The following is a 16,617-nucleotide window of genomic DNA, read 5'->3' on the forward strand; positions in this document are numbered from 1 at the left end:
CAGCTACTGCATATGCTTTTCTCAGCATAAAAAGCATCGACTTATTCCCAAATGATGACAAAACCCGAACAATTGTAAATTTATTGTAAAAGTTTCTTTGTTGGCATTATTTTTATGTATAGGATTGTCAGTAGGGCTTGGTAGTCCGAATACCATAGTCTTATTGGTGCACATACCAAAAGGATATCCATATAAAGCAAGATCAGTACTTATATTTATTTCGTTTTTCGACCTAGCTACAGCCGTTTATGTTGCCGTCGAATGAAGTAGATATACCGCTGAAATATACAAATCAAATAGAAAACAAACACAACAGCAACAAACATAATTTATTAAAAAGACAGGGAAAACCATGAAAAACATACGTGAATTATTTTTTGGGTTTATATTATTGTTTAGTTCCAGTGCATTTGCAGAAGAAGGATCATTTAACCAAGCTATCAGCAACTTAAGTCAAAGTGTTGATGGTTTTTTCAACGAATACACAGGTTGGTTCGTTGGGCTGATATTTAAAAGTGTACCGATTGGTGAAGCTAACTTCCCAGTGATTGTTGGCTGGCTGTTGCTCGCTGCGATCATCTTCACTATTTACTTTGGCTTTGTTCAATTTAAACGTGTCGGCATGGCGATAGACATTATCAAAGGTAAGTATACCGACCCTAACTCTAAAGAGGACGGCGAGGTTTCTCACTTTCAAGCGTTAACAACGGCGCTTTCTGGTACTGTCGGGCTTGGTAACATTGCCGGTGTAGGTGCTGCACTTGCGATTGGTGGTCCTGGCGCGACATTCTGGATGATCTTGTGTGGCCTTCTGGGTATGGCTTCTAAGTTCTGTGAGTGTACTTTAGGTGTGAAATACCGAACTATCCTACCTTCAGGTGTTGTTTCGGGCGGTCCAATGTACTACCTAAGCCAAGGCCTGGGTGAAAGAGGTTTAGGTGGACTAGGTAAAGTGCTCGCTATTGGTTTCGCATTAATGTGTATTTTAGGCGCATTGGGCGGCGGTAACATGTTCCAAGCTAACCAAGCACACGCCATGTTAACTTACGCATTTGATGTACCAAGTGAATACGGTGTGATCACTGGCCTTGTACTTGCCTCTTTAGTTTTCTCTGTGATTGTTGGTGGTATGCCTTCTATCGCATCGGTAACAGAAAAAGTTGTTCCTTGGATGGCTGCTCTGTATATCGGTATGGCTCTGATTGTCATCGGTTCTAACCTTGATCAAGTCGGCCCTGCGTTCAGCGCAATCTTTACAGGTGCATTTACTGGTGAAGGTGTTGTTGGTGGATTTATTGGTGCGCTAATTCAAGGCTTGAAACGTGCAACATTCTCGAACGAAGCAGGTGTAGGTTCAGCAGCTATCGCTCACTCAGCGGTTAAAACAAAAGAACCAATCACCGAAGGTCTAGTATCACTATTAGAACCGTTCGTTGATACGGTAATCATTTGTACAATGACCGCATTGGTTATCACTATCGCTGGTTTAAACGTAGGTCCATTCGATGGCTCTGGTTTAACGGGTGTAACGCTGACTGCTGCATCGTTTACTGAAACGGCAGAAGTATTCAAATACACACTCGCTCTCGCAGTAATCATGTTTGCGTTCTCGACGATGATTTCTTGGTCGTACTACGGTCTTAAAGCTTGGACTTACCTATTTGGTGAAGGCAAAACAACGGAGCTGATTTTCAAAGTGATGTTCTGTGTGTTTGTTGTTATTGGTGCCACGATTCAATTTGGTGCGGTAATCGACTTCTCTGATGCGGCTATCTTTGCGATGTCTATCTTCAACATTCTTGGTCTGTACTTCTTGATGCCAGTTGTGAAGAAAGAACTGCAATCGTTTGTTGCTCGTGTGAAATCAGGCGAAATCAAAACGTATGAGAAATAACGTTTAGTGGAATGAGGTTTTGCTCTACTCTAGTAGCTAACTGCATTCTAAGAAACGACACAGCTCTAAAAACGAAACTGTTCTAAAAATTTTTGTAAGACCCTTTGCTTGAGAAAGCGAGAACAGGACTGCAACTTATCCAAAATCCCTACCAGCTTGGCTTGTGGGGATTTTTTATGTCTGAACGATTAGGCGAATAACTACCTTCAATGCCCTGCTCACTCTTTTCACCCTTTTCACTCTGTTCATCATCGTGTTCAACATCGACACGACGAACCAACTCTTCTACTTTGATCATCTCTTTTTGCGCTAATGGCGAGCGACAATCATCGAAACAATAAGCTATGGTGCAGTTCTCACAAAGATACTCTGGCATCACTCCATCCCTTGTCGTCAAAGCAGCCAAATGCGAGCTAGCAATCGACTGCGTGTTCATCCTGAACAACACTATTATGCAGCGACTCTGAGCTGAAAATATGTATGCAAAGTCATTTAATAGACAACAAGTAACATATCATTGTGGATATACGTAACTATTCACAAATATCTAAGCAAACAATGAAAACACTTAAATAATCAATAATGAGAACGCACCGGATCTATGCTCTCGACAAACGCAAAACGCCCACATCACGTGTGTGATGTGGGCGTTTCAATATTTAATGCAAAACTAACGTTAGGTTGGTAAAGCCTTCGGCTTATAAACCCATCTCTTCAGTGAGCGTTTTGATCTGCTTGAGATCCATGGTGTAGACTTCAATCATTTGTCTGATATCGCTCAGTCGAGAGTTAGCGTTATCTTGCTTCTCACACGCGTCAGATTTCGCATCCCATGATGTGCCATCTAAGTAAACATCACACGCTTTCTTAAGAGAACCAAGATTCTGCTCGAGTTGATCTCTTTCTTTCTCAAGTTTTTCAAGTTCTTGAGAAATCTGTAATTCTTTTCGGAAAACTTCACGCGCACGCTCAAACAAAGTCGATTGCATGTCAGCCTGACGATTAAGTTTCTGGTTGTCTTGCTGAGTTTGCTCTAACGTTTGCTTCTGTTCATTTAGCTGTTGCTCTAACGAGTAGTTCGCCTTCTCTAAAACCGAAGACTGCTTCGCTAATTCCAGGAGCTCTTTTTGATGCTCTTCCGTTTGTTTCACTAGAGCGGCTTCTACTTTCGCATCGATTTCGGTATCAACTTTTGCCACTTTAGTTTCAACGGATGTCATCAACTGTGCTCTGCTGTCATGCAGTTCTTGATAACGAGTTTCGAGTACCTGGTAAGTGGACTCCCACTTAGAAGCCGTAACTGTAGAACCAATTAAGCCACCCAGTGCTAAACCTATAACCGCAGCAATGCCGATATAGAGCTGACTGCGCTTATCGCGTTCTTCTATAACAACCACTTCATCTTGTTCGCTTTGTCCAGATTGCTGGTTCACTAGCGGGTACTCCCAAAAATTTATTTAACGTTACGCGGTCACTGACACGAATGCCAATACTGATTGTGAAGGCTCAGTTAAACCTATCGCTCAAGCCAGAAGCACTTAAGCTTTACTAACACATTCATCCCACCTGTTTACAGGCAGGCTTAACGAGTTAACTCCGAAATCATCAAGCTGGCAGTATACAAAAGGAAACTGCTAACGATAACTATCACTACCCATTTTTGCAGTTTTTCGTTTGTCCGGTAACGAAATAGTACAAATGCCAAAGCCAATAAAAAAACAATCGCTATTAGTCGAGTCATAACTCCTCCTTGTTTCTCTATTTTATACCATTTAAATAAGCAAGTTACGTCAGAGACTCGTTGTTTGATCATTTAGTTGAACAACATTTGTGCAAACAGATATTTTGTAGCTGACATCACATTTTATATGATCTAGGATACGCCTACAGATTACCTAATTATTTAGGTAATTGTTCCGATGAAGACTGCAGGAGAGTGGTTTTTAACTAAACACTAACATTTAGTTAGATTGACCCGCCGAAGAAGTAAATCTTTCAGGTGCTTTATGCTGGAGAAATCCAGAAAAGTGAGGACTGTCGTTGGAGGAACCTCTGGAGAGAACCGTTAGATCGGTCGCCGAAGGAGCAAGCTTAGTGCCCGTTACTTATCTATAAGTGATTCGCTAAGTGAAACTCTCAGGCAAAAGGACAGAGGAGTGGAAAGCAACAGCCTTAATTAACACAAGAATTCTATCTAGAAATCCGTATGTATTAAGTAGTGCGCCCGATCCCTGAGATCTGCACTGCCTTCCCTCTTCTCCTTAAATTTTTAATTTATTAAGGGGAATCTATGAACCACCTACAAGCTACACTACAAACCATCAACCAATTCGTTTGGGGACCACCACTGCTTATTCTGCTAGTGGGTACAGGTATCTACTTTACTTTTCGCTTAGGCTTACTCCAGTTTAGACACCTCCCAACTGCACTGAAAATGGTGTTCAGCAAAGACAAATCTGGTACGGGTGACGTATCGAGTTTCGCGGCTTTGTGTACTGCACTTTCAGCAACCATTGGTACAGGTAACATCGTTGGTGTAGCGACCGCAATCAAGATTGGTGGCCCTGGTGCCCTATTCTGGATGTGGCTTGCCGCTGTATTTGGTATGGCGACCAAGTACGCAGAATGTCTACTCGCCGTTAAATACCGCAGAACCGATAGCAATGGCGAAATGGTTGGCGGCCCAATGTACTACCTGCAATACGGTGTCGGCTCACGAATCTTAGCGGTAATGTTCGCTGTCTTCGCGCTCGGCGTTGCTTGCTTCGGTATCGGTACCTTCCCACAAGTCAACGCTATCTTGGACGCAACTCAAATCTCATTTGGCGCTTCGCGTGAGATGTCTGCTGTCGTTCTTACGATATTAGTGGCAGTGGTTACCCTTGGTGGTATCCAATCTATCGCTAAAGTGGCAGGGAAAGTTGTTCCTACTATGGCGGTTATGTACGTCGTCGCGTGTTTAAGCGTTCTGATTTCAAATGCCGACCAACTACTGAATGCCATTACCCTTGTTGTGACTTCTGCGTTTACCAACACAGCAGCAACCGGTGGTTTCTTTGGCGCGAGCATCATGCTTGCTATCCAATCAGGTATCGCTCGTGGTGTGTTCTCGAACGAATCTGGCCTAGGTAGCGCACCAATGGCTGCAGCAGCGGCTAAAACAGACTCATGTGTGAAACAAGGACTTGTCTCTATGACAGGTACCTTCTTCGACACCATCATCATCTGTACGATGACAGGTTTGGCGCTTATCTTAACGGGTGCTTGGCAGACTGATCTTTCAGGCGCTGCGATGACCACTCACGCATTCGCTGTTGGTCTGAATGCAGATACCCTTGGCCCTATGTTGGTTTCTGTTGGCTTAATCTTCTTTGCGTTTACAACAATTTTAGGTTGGAACTACTACGGTGAGCGCTGTGTTGTGTTCTTGCTAGGTACCAAAGCTGTATTGCCTTACAAGATCATCTTCATTGCGTTGGTGGCTTCTGGTGCATTCTTAAAGCTCGACATGATCTGGATAATGGCTGATATCGTGAACGGCCTAATGGCAATTCCGAACCTAATCGGGCTTATCTTGCTGCGCCACGTTGTTATCGAAGAAACCAAGCTATTCTTCAAACCGTTGACGTCTTCACATGATTGTGAAGCAGTTAAAGCGTAAACTGAAGTGATTGAATACCAAGCCCGCACTCAACTGCGGGCTTTTTTATTTTCATCACATAGCGAAACGTCTTAAATTATTATGCAGAACATATGCCCTTATAAATAACAAGAATATTAAATCGACTACTATGCGATTTAATAAAGCGAATAGTAGACTACTAAAAAGGACACTAATAAAACCAACACTTAATTAGATATTACTTATATTTAACAGATTGTGCGCTGGTGTCAGGCGTTTTGTAACAAACATATTAAATTTATTTTCGTTTCAACGACACAAAAAACCAGAAGAATAAAACATGTGACTTTAATTCATATATTAGTCAGTTTATAGTCATCTACATTGTAGAGAGAATTATAATAAAAATAAAACGTTGGCTATATGATCAGATTCGACCCGATTAAAAACCGTATTTATAACGATGAACGTTCTATTAAAGTAGGATACCGTGAAACTCGGGTCCTGGAGTTATTACATAAAAACTCACCCGATATTGTTAACAAACAAGATATTATTAGCTTCGCTTGGGGAAACGAGTTCATAGGGGATACGTCACTAGCGAAAAGTATAAGTTTACTGCGCCAAGGGTTCGTTAGATTAGGCATCAAAGAAACCCCAATCGTCACCGTTCCTAAGGTGGGCTATCGCCTTATCGATGAGTGCGTGGTAATCGACTCCCCCATCAATAATGCAGCCACAACTCCCCTTGCTGATGCGAGCAACCTGATACCCGTCGGCAATAACGGTATTGCTATCGGTGCAGCTGTTGCAGTCGAACCTAAGCCTAACCCTAAACAAAGTTCGTCGGCTTACTTTCCCACTGCTGAAAACCGAAACAAGTTGTGCTACTTCACCACTGGCTGCTTACTGTTGGCATCAGCGTTATTGGCTTTTGCTAAGGTTAATGAGAGAAACCTCAGCGATATCAACCCCGTTAACCGGCTCAGCGAGCAATGGATAGGTCAAATACAAGTTTTCCAAGCCCCTGAAATGGCGATGACGCCAGAGCTAGAAAGCATTCTCTATCAGTATCAATGTGATTGCGTGGCGTACATTAGCGAAGAAGCGGAATATTCTGAGCTCTCTATTCTGAACAAAGCCACACGCCAGTCCGTCAACATCTTTTACACGCCAACCCAACTAGATCAAGCCAGTACCGAACTGGCCCTATTCCTAGAAAGAGGTCAATTATGATGCCAATCGTTGCGCTCATTTCTGCATTCGTTTTATTGGTTGGCATATGGAGTATCCCTTCGCCCCAACCAAAAGAAGAGCATCGCTACCAACATAGCGTGGTGGACCTGATAGTGAATGACAATGTATTACGTACCGACGGATTAACGAAAATAAGTAACAACAAGGTGCTGCACCTGATGTCCGTTCAAGACGACAACATGCCCGACCCACTTGTTCTGCGATTCAGAGGAACAGCCCGTCCTTCTCAATCACTTTTCTTTACTATTTCTGGCACCATTGACTTAGTCTCTGTGCAAAAAATAAATAAAACAATGAATGACAGCCGATTGGCGCCTTACCTGTTAATCAACAATGACCCATTAACGGTAAAGATTGATATCTTAAGTTCGAATGATTTATTTGCCATCATTAAAACGTGTAATACAGGCCGAACGCAACTTCTGGCCAAACGATAATTAGAGATAGTTTAACCACTAGCAAAAAGTGCCCTATTATCAAGTAGCAAGCTTTTCCGATATTACACATAAAAAACGGATGGTTATTTTCATTATTTTATTAGTAATACAATTATTACAGTATTCCTTACTTTAAGTGTTTGCATTTTAAAACCGATAGCAAAGCAAAATATTCAAGTTAGATTTTTACTCTTTGTCACTCACTACCTGCCCACCTTAAAACTACGAGTATTGTGAATGGTTATACCTGTTCTTCTAATTAACCATTCATACAAACGCCAAAAATAACGTCAAATAATTTTGACGTCTAAGCCCGAATAATGGGCCTTCATTTTTCTAAAAACGGTTTGAGCCCCATCAAACAATTTACGTTCAGTTGCATACTCTTTCACCGTAAAAACACTAATGACAATACAAGCCATTGAATTAACTGGGTAATTTAATTCAACCCTTTTCAGTATCTATCTATTTATCAACATGAAAAAGTGAACTTGTCTTGTTAACTGCACGGCACACAAAACATTATCAAAATAGAAAAATTACAAATGAGGGAATTGTTAATGATCACAGTAAACAGAAGTCTCTTAGCAACCGCAGTGTTGTCTGTTCTATCAACCGGTGTAAATGCGAAGATTTACCCAGACCAAATAGTGTTTGACCAACTTGGTGAAGATGTCTGTCGCTCTGGTTATCGTCCTATAGACCGTTATGAAGCAGAAGAGCAGAAGAGTACTTTGGTCGCTCGCATGGGCACTTGGCAGATCACCGGGTTAAAAGGAAACTGGGTAATCATGGGGCCGGGTTATCATGGCGAAATTAAGCAATCAAGCAGTGGGTCAACGTTCTGTTACCCAAACAACGACCAATCTGAAATCCCTAACTATTCCGCCAAATCGGTTCAGGAAGGCAGCGAAATCGATGTTCAGTATGAATTAGTGAACAACCGTAACGACTTTGTACGCCCATTAAGCTACTTAGCCCACAACCTAGGTTACGCTTGGGTTGGCGGTAATAACAGTCAGTACGTGGGCGAAGACATGACGATAAAGCGCTCTGGCAACAGTTGGGTAATACAAGGAAATAACAATGGCTCTTGTAGCGGCTATCGCTGTGATGAAAAAACCAAAATCACCGTCGACAATTTTGCCTACACCGTTAACGACGACAACTTTTGGCATGGTGATGTTGTCGAGTCGGATCGTGAACTAGTGAAAACGGTTTACGCGACGGCAAGAAACAACAGCAACATCGCGCAACAAGTGGTGGTAGACCTAAAAGTAGACGAATCAACAAACTGGTCGAAAACGAACAGCTACGGATTCTCACAGAGCGTTCAAACAGAGAACACCTTCAAGTGGCCTTTGGTTGGCGAAACTAAGCTCACCGTTAAGTTCGAGGCTAACCAAAGCTTCGCTGAAACAAATGGCAACTCCACTAGCGAACAAGTAACACTTCAAGCTCGTCCTATGGTTCCTGCGAATTCGGAGCTACCGATTCGAGTTAAGCTGTATCGTTCAAGCATCTCTTACCCGTACCGATTCAACGCCGATATTAGCTACGATGTTGAATTCAACGGCTTCCTTCGTTGGGGTGGCAACGCATGGCATACCCATCCAGATAACCGTCCATACAAGGCTCATACCTTCACTATGGGCCGTGGCAGCAGTGAATCTGCCGACATTCGCTACCAATGGGATCACCGTTACATCCCAGGTGAAACTAAATGGTGGGATTGGGGCTGGGCGATTAAAGAAGCTGGCTTATCAAGCATGCAATACGCGACTGGCGGAAGCTTACGCCCCTTCCACTCTTACGTGTCTGGAGATTTCTACGCTGAATCTCAATTTGCAGGTACTATCGAAATTGGACAAGCAACACCAATTACTAACAATCTACGCAGCAAAAGAAGCGTTGATTCGGCTAATGAAACCAGTGAACGCATTGGCGACATCGAAGTTACCACCAACTTTAACGCCGATGAGTTGAGTGACTTAGGTTTCGAAGGTGCTGAGATGAACATTAGCGTCGTTGAATAACTGCGCTGTTGAATAAGATCGGTACAAAGATCTACCAGTAATAAAGCACAAAGCCCACGCCGTGGGCTTTCATATATTCATGTTCAACTGGAAACGGTGAACTACACAGGCTCTTCCATCAGAAGCTTAACACCCAGCCCAACCAACACCATGCCCGTCACGCCTTCCATCCACTTCATAAAACTCGCGTTTTTGAGCAAGTTTTTAGCGGAATTAAGAGCGCCAGCCAAACCACATTGCCATACCATCGCAATCATAAAGTGTACCGAAGCCATCAACATAGATTGCAATAAAGGCGAACCTTCAGGGTTTACAAATTGAGGTAAAAAGGCCAGATAGAAAACTGCTGTTTTTGGGTTAAGAACGTTAGACAGAAAGCCTTCACGCAAAGAACGCTTTGCACTGTAAGCCTGCTGAGCTTGTTCTCCGACCTTCAAACCGCCACCGTTTTTCATCAACGCTCGCAAACTGCTTAAGCCAAGCCAGATGAGGTAAACCGCACCTACCATCTTAACGGCTTGAAAGAGTTCAGCGGATTGGGCGAGGATTGCAGATATACCCACAGCAGAGAAAAACGCGTGTACATACAAGCCGCTACAAATACCAAAGCTCGTCATACAACCGTCAGCTAAGCCAGAGCGGCTAGTATTGCGAATCACCAAAGCCGTATCTAAGCCCGGCGTTAGCGTTAAAATAGTGATGGCAATTAGAAATGCCTCAAAGTTCAAAATATCCATATCATTGTCATTTTTGTTCAGCGATCTATCATCAATACCGTGTATCTGAACAATTCGCAAGCAACAATTGCCACCAGCTATACAACTCACTGATTTTGTGCACAATAGAACAGTTTGATTTTGTGCACAATAGAACAGTTTGATTTGTTAAGAAATAGTAAATTCAAGGCATCGTATCGCCTCATGCTTTTCTCGCTATATCTTCGACTGCGAAGGTCGACGTCATTAAAAAGCAAAGCCATAATCAAAGTACACGAGATGAACCTTAACGCTGACGCAGCCCTAAGGATCATTTAAAGAAACCAAATTAAGAGTAGTCAAATGAGCGCATTCAAAAAACTAGTCGAACACTCTCAAAAATGTTCACGCTTTCAACACCTAGCTTCTATTTGTGGTTGGGACCAAGCTTCAATGATGCCAGCAGGTGGTAACCAAGCTCGTAGTGAAGCGATGGCCGAGCTTTCTGTTCATATTCACGGCTTAATGACTCAACCACAGCTTGGCGATTGGATTGCAGACGCTGAAAATGAAGCGCTGAACACTGAGCAACAATCGTCACTTCGTGAAATAAAACGCCAGTGGCAACAAGCAAACCTACTTCCAGAAAAACTGGTTGAAGCGAAATCTCTATCGGGTTCAAAATGTGAACATGCGTGGCGTAGCCAACGCGGTAACAACGACTGGGTTGGATTCGAAAAGAACTGGCGTGAAGTGGTTGAGCTTTCTCGTGAAGAAGCGCAGATTCGCGCAGACGCAGCCAATCTAACGCCTTATGATGCGATGCTGGATATTTATGAACCGAGCACCAGCTCTACTTCACTTGATACCCTATTTGCAGACGTTAAAACTTGGCTTCCAGGTTTAATTGATGAAGTGATCGAAAAACAATCGAGCGAGCAATTTAACGCACCATCAGGTATCTATTCGACCGAGAAACAGAAAGCACTGGGTTTAGAAGTCATGAAGCTGCTTCAGTTCGATTTTGAACACGGCCGATTGGATGAAAGTGTTCACCCATTCTGTGGCGGCGTCCCTTCAGACGTGCGTATCACAACACGCTATGACGAAGCGGAATTCGTTCAAAGCTTAATGGGTATTGTGCATGAAACAGGCCACGCACGTTACGAACAAGGCTTACCAAAACACCTAGCAGGACAACCAGCGGGGGAAGCTCGTTCTATGGGCATTCATGAATCTCAATCTTTATTCTTCGAGATGCAAGTCGGCCGCAGCGACCCGTTCATTGGACACTTAGCGAACTTGGCTGGTCAGCAATTCTCAGGCTCAGAATTTGAGAAAGAAAACTTCCAGAAGATCTACACGCGCGTGAAGAAAGACTTCATCCGTGTCGATGCTGATGAACTCACCTACCCTGCACACGTTATCCTGCGTTACGAGATTGAGCGTGACTTGATCAACGGCAAGATCAAACACACTGACGTGCCAGAGTTATGGAATACCAAGATGCAGTCTTACCTTGGTTTAAGCACTCAAGGCAACTTCACTAACGGCTGTATGCAAGACATCCACTGGACAGACGGCGCATTTGGTTACTTCCCATCGTACACATTAGGTGCGATGTATGCGGCGCAGTTCATGGCTTCAATGAAGAAAACGGTAGATATAAACTCTGTGATTGAAAGCGGTGACCTATCCCCTATCTTCACTTGGTTAGAATCAAACATTTGGAGCAAAGGCAGCCTGCTGACCACTGATGACTTGGTGAAAGGTGCAACGGGCGAAACCTTGAATGCGCAATACTTCAAAGACCATTTGAGAAGTCGTTATCTGTAGATAAAACGCCCAACTACATTGAAGGTTTCTACTTGCAGAGCTTGCTGTGTAAGTAGAACCAAGCTGAAAAAAGCATAGTACAAGTATTGTAAGTCAAAAGTCACAATTATGGCTGAAGGGTAGCTTTGGTTCTAACTAGAAAAGGGGCACTTCTGAGTTACGAAGTGCCATCTGTGAAGGTTCTGGACATTTCCGAGTTGCGTTTTATCTAATTTAGTAAGTCATGAATTAACAGAAGTAGGGCAACTCGCTTAGTCGAGTGTCCAGTATCACTGGTGCAGATCAGTTATCATATTTTAAGTAAATCACTCTAGAAAGGAAGTGAAACCTATGAATTTTAGTTTTGAACAACTTCTCGCGTTCGTGACCGTTTATGAACAACTCTCGTTTAGCAAAGCCGCGGTCAAACTCAATAAGCACCGAACTACGATAGGGCAGGTGATTACCAACCTTGAAGACCAACTAGCGGTCAGTTTGTTTGAACGAGTGGGGCGTTCGGTAGAGCCAACTGAAGATGGTCACCTTCTTTATCACAATGCTAAATTAACCATCGAGCAAGCGCGTACTTTCGATAAATTGGCGCTAAGCCTCTCTTATGGTGGATTAGAAAGCGTCAACATCGCTTATTCTAGTGTGATTCCTCATCGCGCTTTGGTTGAAATCCGCCAGCAATTTCTTCGCGATTTTCCGCTAATGCGCGTGAACTTTTTTGTTAGGAATAAACAGGACATCAAAAGAGGCATAGATAGTGGCGAATACCATTTTGGTATCGTCAATGTGCATGACCGTCAGGCGATGTATAGCTTTGATGCTACTTTCCTTGGGCATTTCGAATTTCTCCCTTTTGTTCAAAAAGGTGGAGATCTATCTAGGTTGGAGAAAAGTGCAGTCTTGGTGGCTCTGAAAAACAGCAAACAATTTGTCTTACGATCTTTTATTGAAGAAGGTATGTCAGAGAAGATTATTTACAGCTCAGACAATGAAGCAATCGATCAACTTGCCCTAGTGATAAAGATGGTCGAAGCGGGGTTTGGTTGGGCGTTACTGCCTAAAACCTTCGCTAATACTGAGTTTGCCAATCATGCCATTGAGCCAGTTGAAGCCGATGAGATGCTAGAGGGCTTCAAGTTTGGCTTCGCGCTTTGGTGTCCACATTCCAAACAAATTGTTGATATTAAAAAGTCGTTAATCACCGTGATAAACAATTATCGCAAGCGATTTGAAGACGGTCTCCGTCGTTAACTCATAGACTCATCCAATTTTTTAACAAGGTTCAATTAGAGCCTTGTTTTCGTTTCAGTTAACTTTAAGTTCGAGTTTTGATGGATTACACCCTTTATATAGGAGTGTGAGGTATCAAGCTGACTATCTCTTCAGTCATGTCACTTTCCCTGTACCTTTAAATAATATAAAAGATATCATACAGTTTGTTGTGATTTTACCCCCAGCCCGTGAAGATAAAGTGACTAAATGGTTGATGTGATACATAGCAATTGTTCACAACTAAAGTTCATAAGGATGGATGACTTTTAGTAGGGAAAATGTTCGCATCCTAAACGATGTAGAGTATTCAATCTAAGTGATTTTGGGGCAGATCTGAGCTAGCAGGCACTTTGCAAGAAAAGCGCCACGAGTAAAGCTTCAGGCTTATGAAGCCTCTGGACATTTCCGTTTTAGCAAGATTGCCAATTAAGCAAAGCATGAATTAAAAGGATAGAAAAAGTCGCTTACGTGATTGTCAGGGATCATTAGACCACTACAACTTCAATTGTCAGTTATAACTAAAACGGCACCTAGCCTTTGAGCAAAAAACCCTATATAACTCATCCCCACCTTCATGCTCTCTTACTCGAAAGAAAAAAATACTCTTCCCTCCCTCCTCATACGCGAGAGCTAGCTCAGCATCATCTCTTATCAAACCTTCAGCTACTAAGTGAACTTCTAATGCATCGAGTGCTTTTTCTTCTAAGGCTTTATCGTGAATTGGTTTAAAACCTCCAAATGAAAGGGAAGAAAAAAAAAGAGCAAAAACAAAAAAAACAATTCGCATAACTATTCCTTTTTTATTAGTTCAATACTAATTCCAGTTTAGTAAGAAATTAAGATTGTCGTAGCAGTGAAACTAAATAGATAGCTCTCGTTTCATGCAATTAAAGTCGGAGTTCATCATTCTTATTATGGTAAATGGGTAAATTAGCTACCAAAAACAACCCTCAGACCGCCTCAAACGCTCTCAGCGAGGATTTTGGGCTTGTTCAAGGCTATGCTCATACTACCTTGTATGTGTGTGACTCTTTCAGTGCGATTTACAGAGCAAAAACTAGCGAATTCGTTTGAGTCAAGAACTGTACTCTGCCCCCACTTTTCGTACTTTGTGAGTTAAGTCGCCCCGTTAGCAAGAATTTGGACAGCCGCAACTACCTTAAAATGCAGGTCACATTCTCCACTGGACGGACGGCGCATTCGGTTACTTCCCACCTTACACATTAGGTGCGATGTACGCGGCTCAGTTCATGGCTTCAATGAAGAAAACAGTGGATGTGAACTCAGTGATTGAAAGCGGTGACCTATCCCCTATCTTCAATTGGTTAGAATCGAACATTTGGAGCAAAAGCAGCCTGCTTACTACTGATGATTTGGTGAAAGGTGCAACAGGTGAAACCTTGAATGCGCAATACTTCAAAGATCATTTGAGAAGTCGTTACCTTTAATGGAATAAATCGATAGAGGCTGATCAGTTTATTGATTCAGCCTTTTTAATCACATTTTCAAAACATACTTAGATTGATTTGAAGGTTTTATCCCTTCATCGAACTTAACAATCACGGAAGATTCTGGTACCTACTAGCACGAAATTGGACATAAATCATTTTGAGAAAACATAATATTAGCAATTCATGTATAACTTCAAATATTGGAAAATAACATACCTTGCTTAGTCTTGATTGTGCTGAACAAGACAGAGTTTTCGAACTTGTTCACAATAGGTATTAAGCGCTGTCTTTGCAGCATTTAAACCTATCTATTCAATATTACAGGCACTTTGCAGACCATATTAGGTTGCTGGAAAGAGCCAAAAGGCAAAGTTCAGAAGGTGTTGTATTAGGAACGCCACTCACACCACATAGTGAACTGAATGTGCTTACTGTATCTGAGTGATAAAAAACATTACATGTAAGTGCTTCCGGAGTTATTTTTGTTGCAAAAGAAGCGACACAGTTCGCGTCGGCATCACAAGCATTAAAACAAGAGTTGTTCAAAATAACATCTTGTAATGACATTGTACTTTGGCTAGCAATATAACCGCCTTCTAGCTCGAAGTACGACTGATCTAGCGTGCTATTGTAAACAATGCTCAAGAGCCCGTTGTCTGGTGTGTTTGCACAACTTTCAAATCCATTGCGACCATCATCGTAAAAATCATTTTCCCCAATTCTTTGAAGTGTACCTGTGGGAACAGTATGAGAATTTGAGGGGCACCCTTCAGGGTATCGGCCTAATGTAGCAAAAGCTTCACAAAAATGTTGATGATTAAGCGCCACATCTAGGCTTTGAGTTGTTTGTTGAGTAGTAGAACAGTCCTTAACATCCCAAACACCATCAAAATTTCGATCTTCATCAGGATCATTAATTCGGTTTTGATTGGTATCCCAGCAATTTATACCAGCCAACCCTGTAGTTCCAGCTTCACCATTATCACCGTCTAAAGGACATCCTGACAATAAAGCAGTTAAAGTAGCTACTATTAGAGCTCTATCAAATCGTATTTCCATATTGAATCCTTTCAATTTAGAGGTTTAAAAAACAACAAAATAACCAATTCACTAATGACATGAATCTCGATGGTTAACTGCTCTCTGATGGGGCTAGTTAGCTTCGGAGGCTCCATGCTTGAATGACTATACTATGGAAGGGCGTTGTTGATCAATTCTCCCCTAAGAGCGTAGTAACCCCAAGGGCTGCGAGCAATTAAGCAACTTCATTTCTTACGGGCATACCTAGTCTTATGACTTTGTTCATGACCTTGACACCAGCGAGGATTTCACCAACCTGAGCATTGTAAGATCGTAGACTCAATGTAGCACTATTGAGTTGCTTATATCGGTACATGGCTGTCTCTGAAATCGATCTTTGATGATAGTCATTATCGCGTTTCCACTTGGCTAACGCATTGCATTTTAAGGCTTTAACTGCTTCATTTCTTGGATGCCCTTCCTCCCACAGCCCTGCATTTGAGCGAGGAGGGATAGTTGGTTTGCATCCTTTGTTCTTCAAGACTTTATGACAGGCTTTCGTATCGTATGCTCCGTCTGCTGACACTTGATGTATCTTACGTCTTAATGGGTTGAGTAACGTAGGGAGAACTTCGTTATCACCTACCGAAACAAGGCTAACTTCAGCACCAATTACATCATGGTTTTTTGGGTCTACAGCAAGGTGCAGTTTACGCCATGTGCGCCGCTTTTCTTTGCCGTGCTTGCGAGTTTTCCATTCACCTTCGCCAAACACTTTTAGACCTGTCGAGTCAATCACGACATGGGCTACAGGACCACGGCTAGCGCATTTTAATCCCTGACTCCAGAAGGGCTGAGCGATAATCATCATCTAGCCCTGCCATTTTCTTTTTCCTTGCCATACTAGCTGACTTAGTCGTGTCTTGTTTGAACAGTGATCTGCTCCAGTCATATTAGACACAAGCATATACGACTTTTGCCATACCTTGAGTAATTTATGCTTTGCTCATAGACAGGATCTTAAGAGCTAACTTGTTTATTTAGATAGAAAAAAGGCTTCATTTATGATCAGATAATCGTCGCCAAACAAACTACCTACATCAATA

The 16,617-nt window shown here is 42.4% G+C and carries 12 protein-coding genes, 3 pseudogenes and 1 riboswitch; of the genes and pseudogenes, 8 read left to right on the forward strand and 7 right to left on the reverse strand.

The window, feature by feature from the left end:
* Window positions 1-352: 352 nt before the first annotated feature.
* Window positions 353-1,894, forward strand: coding sequence for a sodium:alanine symporter family protein (locus tag F0229_RS17285; protein ID WP_136974315.1), 1,542 nt, complete (start codon window positions 353-355; stop codon window positions 1,892-1,894).
* Between the two features lie 148 nt (window positions 1,895-2,042).
* Here the strand turns inward: F0229_RS17285 and F0229_RS17290 are convergent, their stop codons facing one another.
* Window positions 2,043-2,270: a hypothetical protein gene (locus tag F0229_RS17290; protein ID WP_065584878.1), complete on the reverse strand. Its 228-nt coding sequence runs from the start codon at window positions 2,268-2,270 to the stop codon at window positions 2,043-2,045.
* 322 nt (window positions 2,271-2,592) lie between these two features.
* Entirely contained in the window at window positions 2,593-3,327 is a 735-nt protein-coding gene (locus F0229_RS17295) for a chromosome partitioning protein ParA (protein ID WP_171733344.1), read from the reverse strand.
* A gap of 609 nt (window positions 3,328-3,936) precedes the next feature.
* Window positions 3,937-4,056, forward strand: a riboswitch (glycine riboswitch).
* A 128-nt stretch (window positions 4,057-4,184) separates the two neighbouring features.
* Between F0229_RS17295 and F0229_RS17300 the strand changes: the two genes are divergently transcribed.
* The 4 genes from F0229_RS17300 (at window position 4,185) to F0229_RS17315 (ending at window position 9,246) form a co-directional block, all read left to right on the forward strand.
* Window positions 4,185-5,555, forward strand: coding sequence for a sodium:alanine symporter family protein (locus tag F0229_RS17300; RefSeq protein ID WP_017066272.1), 1,371 nt, complete (start codon window positions 4,185-4,187; stop codon window positions 5,553-5,555).
* 384 nt (window positions 5,556-5,939) lie between these two features.
* A complete protein-coding gene (locus tag F0229_RS17305) occupies window positions 5,940-6,752 on the forward strand; it encodes a winged helix-turn-helix domain-containing protein (protein WP_017066273.1) in 813 nt (270 codons plus the stop codon).
* Window positions 6,749-7,210, forward strand: a complete 462-nt coding sequence (locus F0229_RS17310) for a hypothetical protein (RefSeq protein WP_017069348.1) — start codon at window positions 6,749-6,751, stop codon at window positions 7,208-7,210. The genes F0229_RS17305 and F0229_RS17310 overlap by 4 nt, the downstream gene beginning before the upstream one ends.
* A gap of 560 nt (window positions 7,211-7,770) precedes the next feature.
* A complete protein-coding gene (locus tag F0229_RS17315; protein WP_171733345.1) occupies window positions 7,771-9,246 on the forward strand; it encodes an aerolysin family beta-barrel pore-forming toxin in 1,476 nt (491 codons plus the stop codon).
* Between the two features lie 101 nt (window positions 9,247-9,347).
* Here the strand turns inward: F0229_RS17315 and F0229_RS17320 are convergent, their stop codons facing one another.
* Entirely contained in the window at window positions 9,348-9,983 is a 636-nt protein-coding gene (locus tag F0229_RS17320) for a LysE family translocator (protein ID WP_017058961.1), read from the reverse strand.
* Between the two features lie 321 nt (window positions 9,984-10,304).
* On the opposite strand from F0229_RS17320, the gene F0229_RS17325 reads away from it, so the two are divergent.
* Window positions 10,305-11,777, forward strand: coding sequence for a carboxypeptidase M32 (locus F0229_RS17325; RefSeq protein WP_171733346.1), 1,473 nt, complete (start codon window positions 10,305-10,307; stop codon window positions 11,775-11,777).
* Window positions 11,778-12,107: 330 nt separating this feature from the next.
* Window positions 12,108-13,019 carry a LysR family transcriptional regulator gene (locus F0229_RS17330; RefSeq protein ID WP_017070940.1) on the forward strand — a complete coding sequence of 304 codons (912 nt, stop codon included), beginning with the start codon at window positions 12,108-12,110 and terminating at the stop codon, window positions 13,017-13,019.
* A gap of 529 nt (window positions 13,020-13,548) precedes the next feature.
* Here the strand turns inward: F0229_RS17330 and F0229_RS17335 are convergent.
* Entirely contained in the window at window positions 13,549-13,827 is a 279-nt protein-coding gene (locus F0229_RS17335) for a hypothetical protein (protein ID WP_017063787.1), read from the reverse strand.
* A gap of 391 nt (window positions 13,828-14,218) precedes the next feature.
* Here F0229_RS17335 and F0229_RS17340 point away from each other — a divergent pair.
* Window positions 14,219-14,488, forward strand: a pseudogene (locus F0229_RS17340) (carboxypeptidase M32); the annotation flags it as partial.
* 321 nt (window positions 14,489-14,809) lie between these two features.
* Here F0229_RS17340 and F0229_RS17345 read toward each other — a convergent pair.
* The 3 genes and pseudogenes from F0229_RS17345 to F0229_RS21930 all read right to left on the reverse strand — a co-directional run.
* Entirely contained in the window at window positions 14,810-15,550 is a 741-nt protein-coding gene (locus F0229_RS17345) for a hypothetical protein (protein ID WP_171733347.1), read from the reverse strand.
* A 196-nt stretch (window positions 15,551-15,746) separates the two neighbouring features.
* Window positions 15,747-16,331 (reverse strand): annotated as a pseudogene (locus F0229_RS17350) (IS5 family transposase); the annotation flags it as partial.
* 1 nt (window position 16,332) lies between these two features.
* Window positions 16,333-16,455 (reverse strand): annotated as a pseudogene (locus tag F0229_RS21930) (ISAs1 family transposase); the annotation flags it as partial.
* Window positions 16,456-16,617: the final 162 nt, after the last annotated feature.

Origin of the sequence: Vibrio sp. AIC-3 (assembly GCF_013114515.1) — a bacterium.
In the GTDB taxonomy this organism is placed as follows: Bacteria; Pseudomonadota; Gammaproteobacteria; order Enterobacterales; family Vibrionaceae; genus Vibrio; species Vibrio crassostreae_C.

Coding starts and splice junctions, on each gene's coding strand:
- F0229_RS17285 (WP_136974315.1), top strand. CDS start 353: ATGAAAAACATACGTGAATTATTTTTTGGGTTTATATTATTGTTTAGT.
- F0229_RS17290 (WP_065584878.1), bottom strand. CDS start 2,270: ATGCCAGAGTATCTTTGTGAGAACTGCACCATAGCTTATTGTTTCGAT.
- F0229_RS17300 (WP_017066272.1), top strand. CDS start 4,185: ATGAACCACCTACAAGCTACACTACAAACCATCAACCAATTCGTTTGG.
- F0229_RS17305 (WP_017066273.1), top strand. CDS start 5,940: ATGATCAGATTCGACCCGATTAAAAACCGTATTTATAACGATGAACGT.
- F0229_RS17310 (WP_017069348.1), top strand. CDS start 6,749: ATGATGCCAATCGTTGCGCTCATTTCTGCATTCGTTTTATTGGTTGGC.
- F0229_RS17315 (WP_171733345.1), top strand. CDS start 7,771: ATGATCACAGTAAACAGAAGTCTCTTAGCAACCGCAGTGTTGTCTGTT.
- F0229_RS17320 (WP_017058961.1), bottom strand. CDS start 9,983: ATGGATATTTTGAACTTTGAGGCATTTCTAATTGCCATCACTATTTTA.
- F0229_RS17325 (WP_171733346.1), top strand. CDS start 10,305: ATGAGCGCATTCAAAAAACTAGTCGAACACTCTCAAAAATGTTCACGC.
- F0229_RS17330 (WP_017070940.1), top strand. CDS start 12,108: ATGAATTTTAGTTTTGAACAACTTCTCGCGTTCGTGACCGTTTATGAA.
- F0229_RS17335 (WP_017063787.1), bottom strand. CDS start 13,827: ATGCGAATTGTTTTTTTTGTTTTTGCTCTTTTTTTTTCTTCCCTTTCA.
- F0229_RS17345 (WP_171733347.1), bottom strand. CDS start 15,550: ATGGAAATACGATTTGATAGAGCTCTAATAGTAGCTACTTTAACTGCT.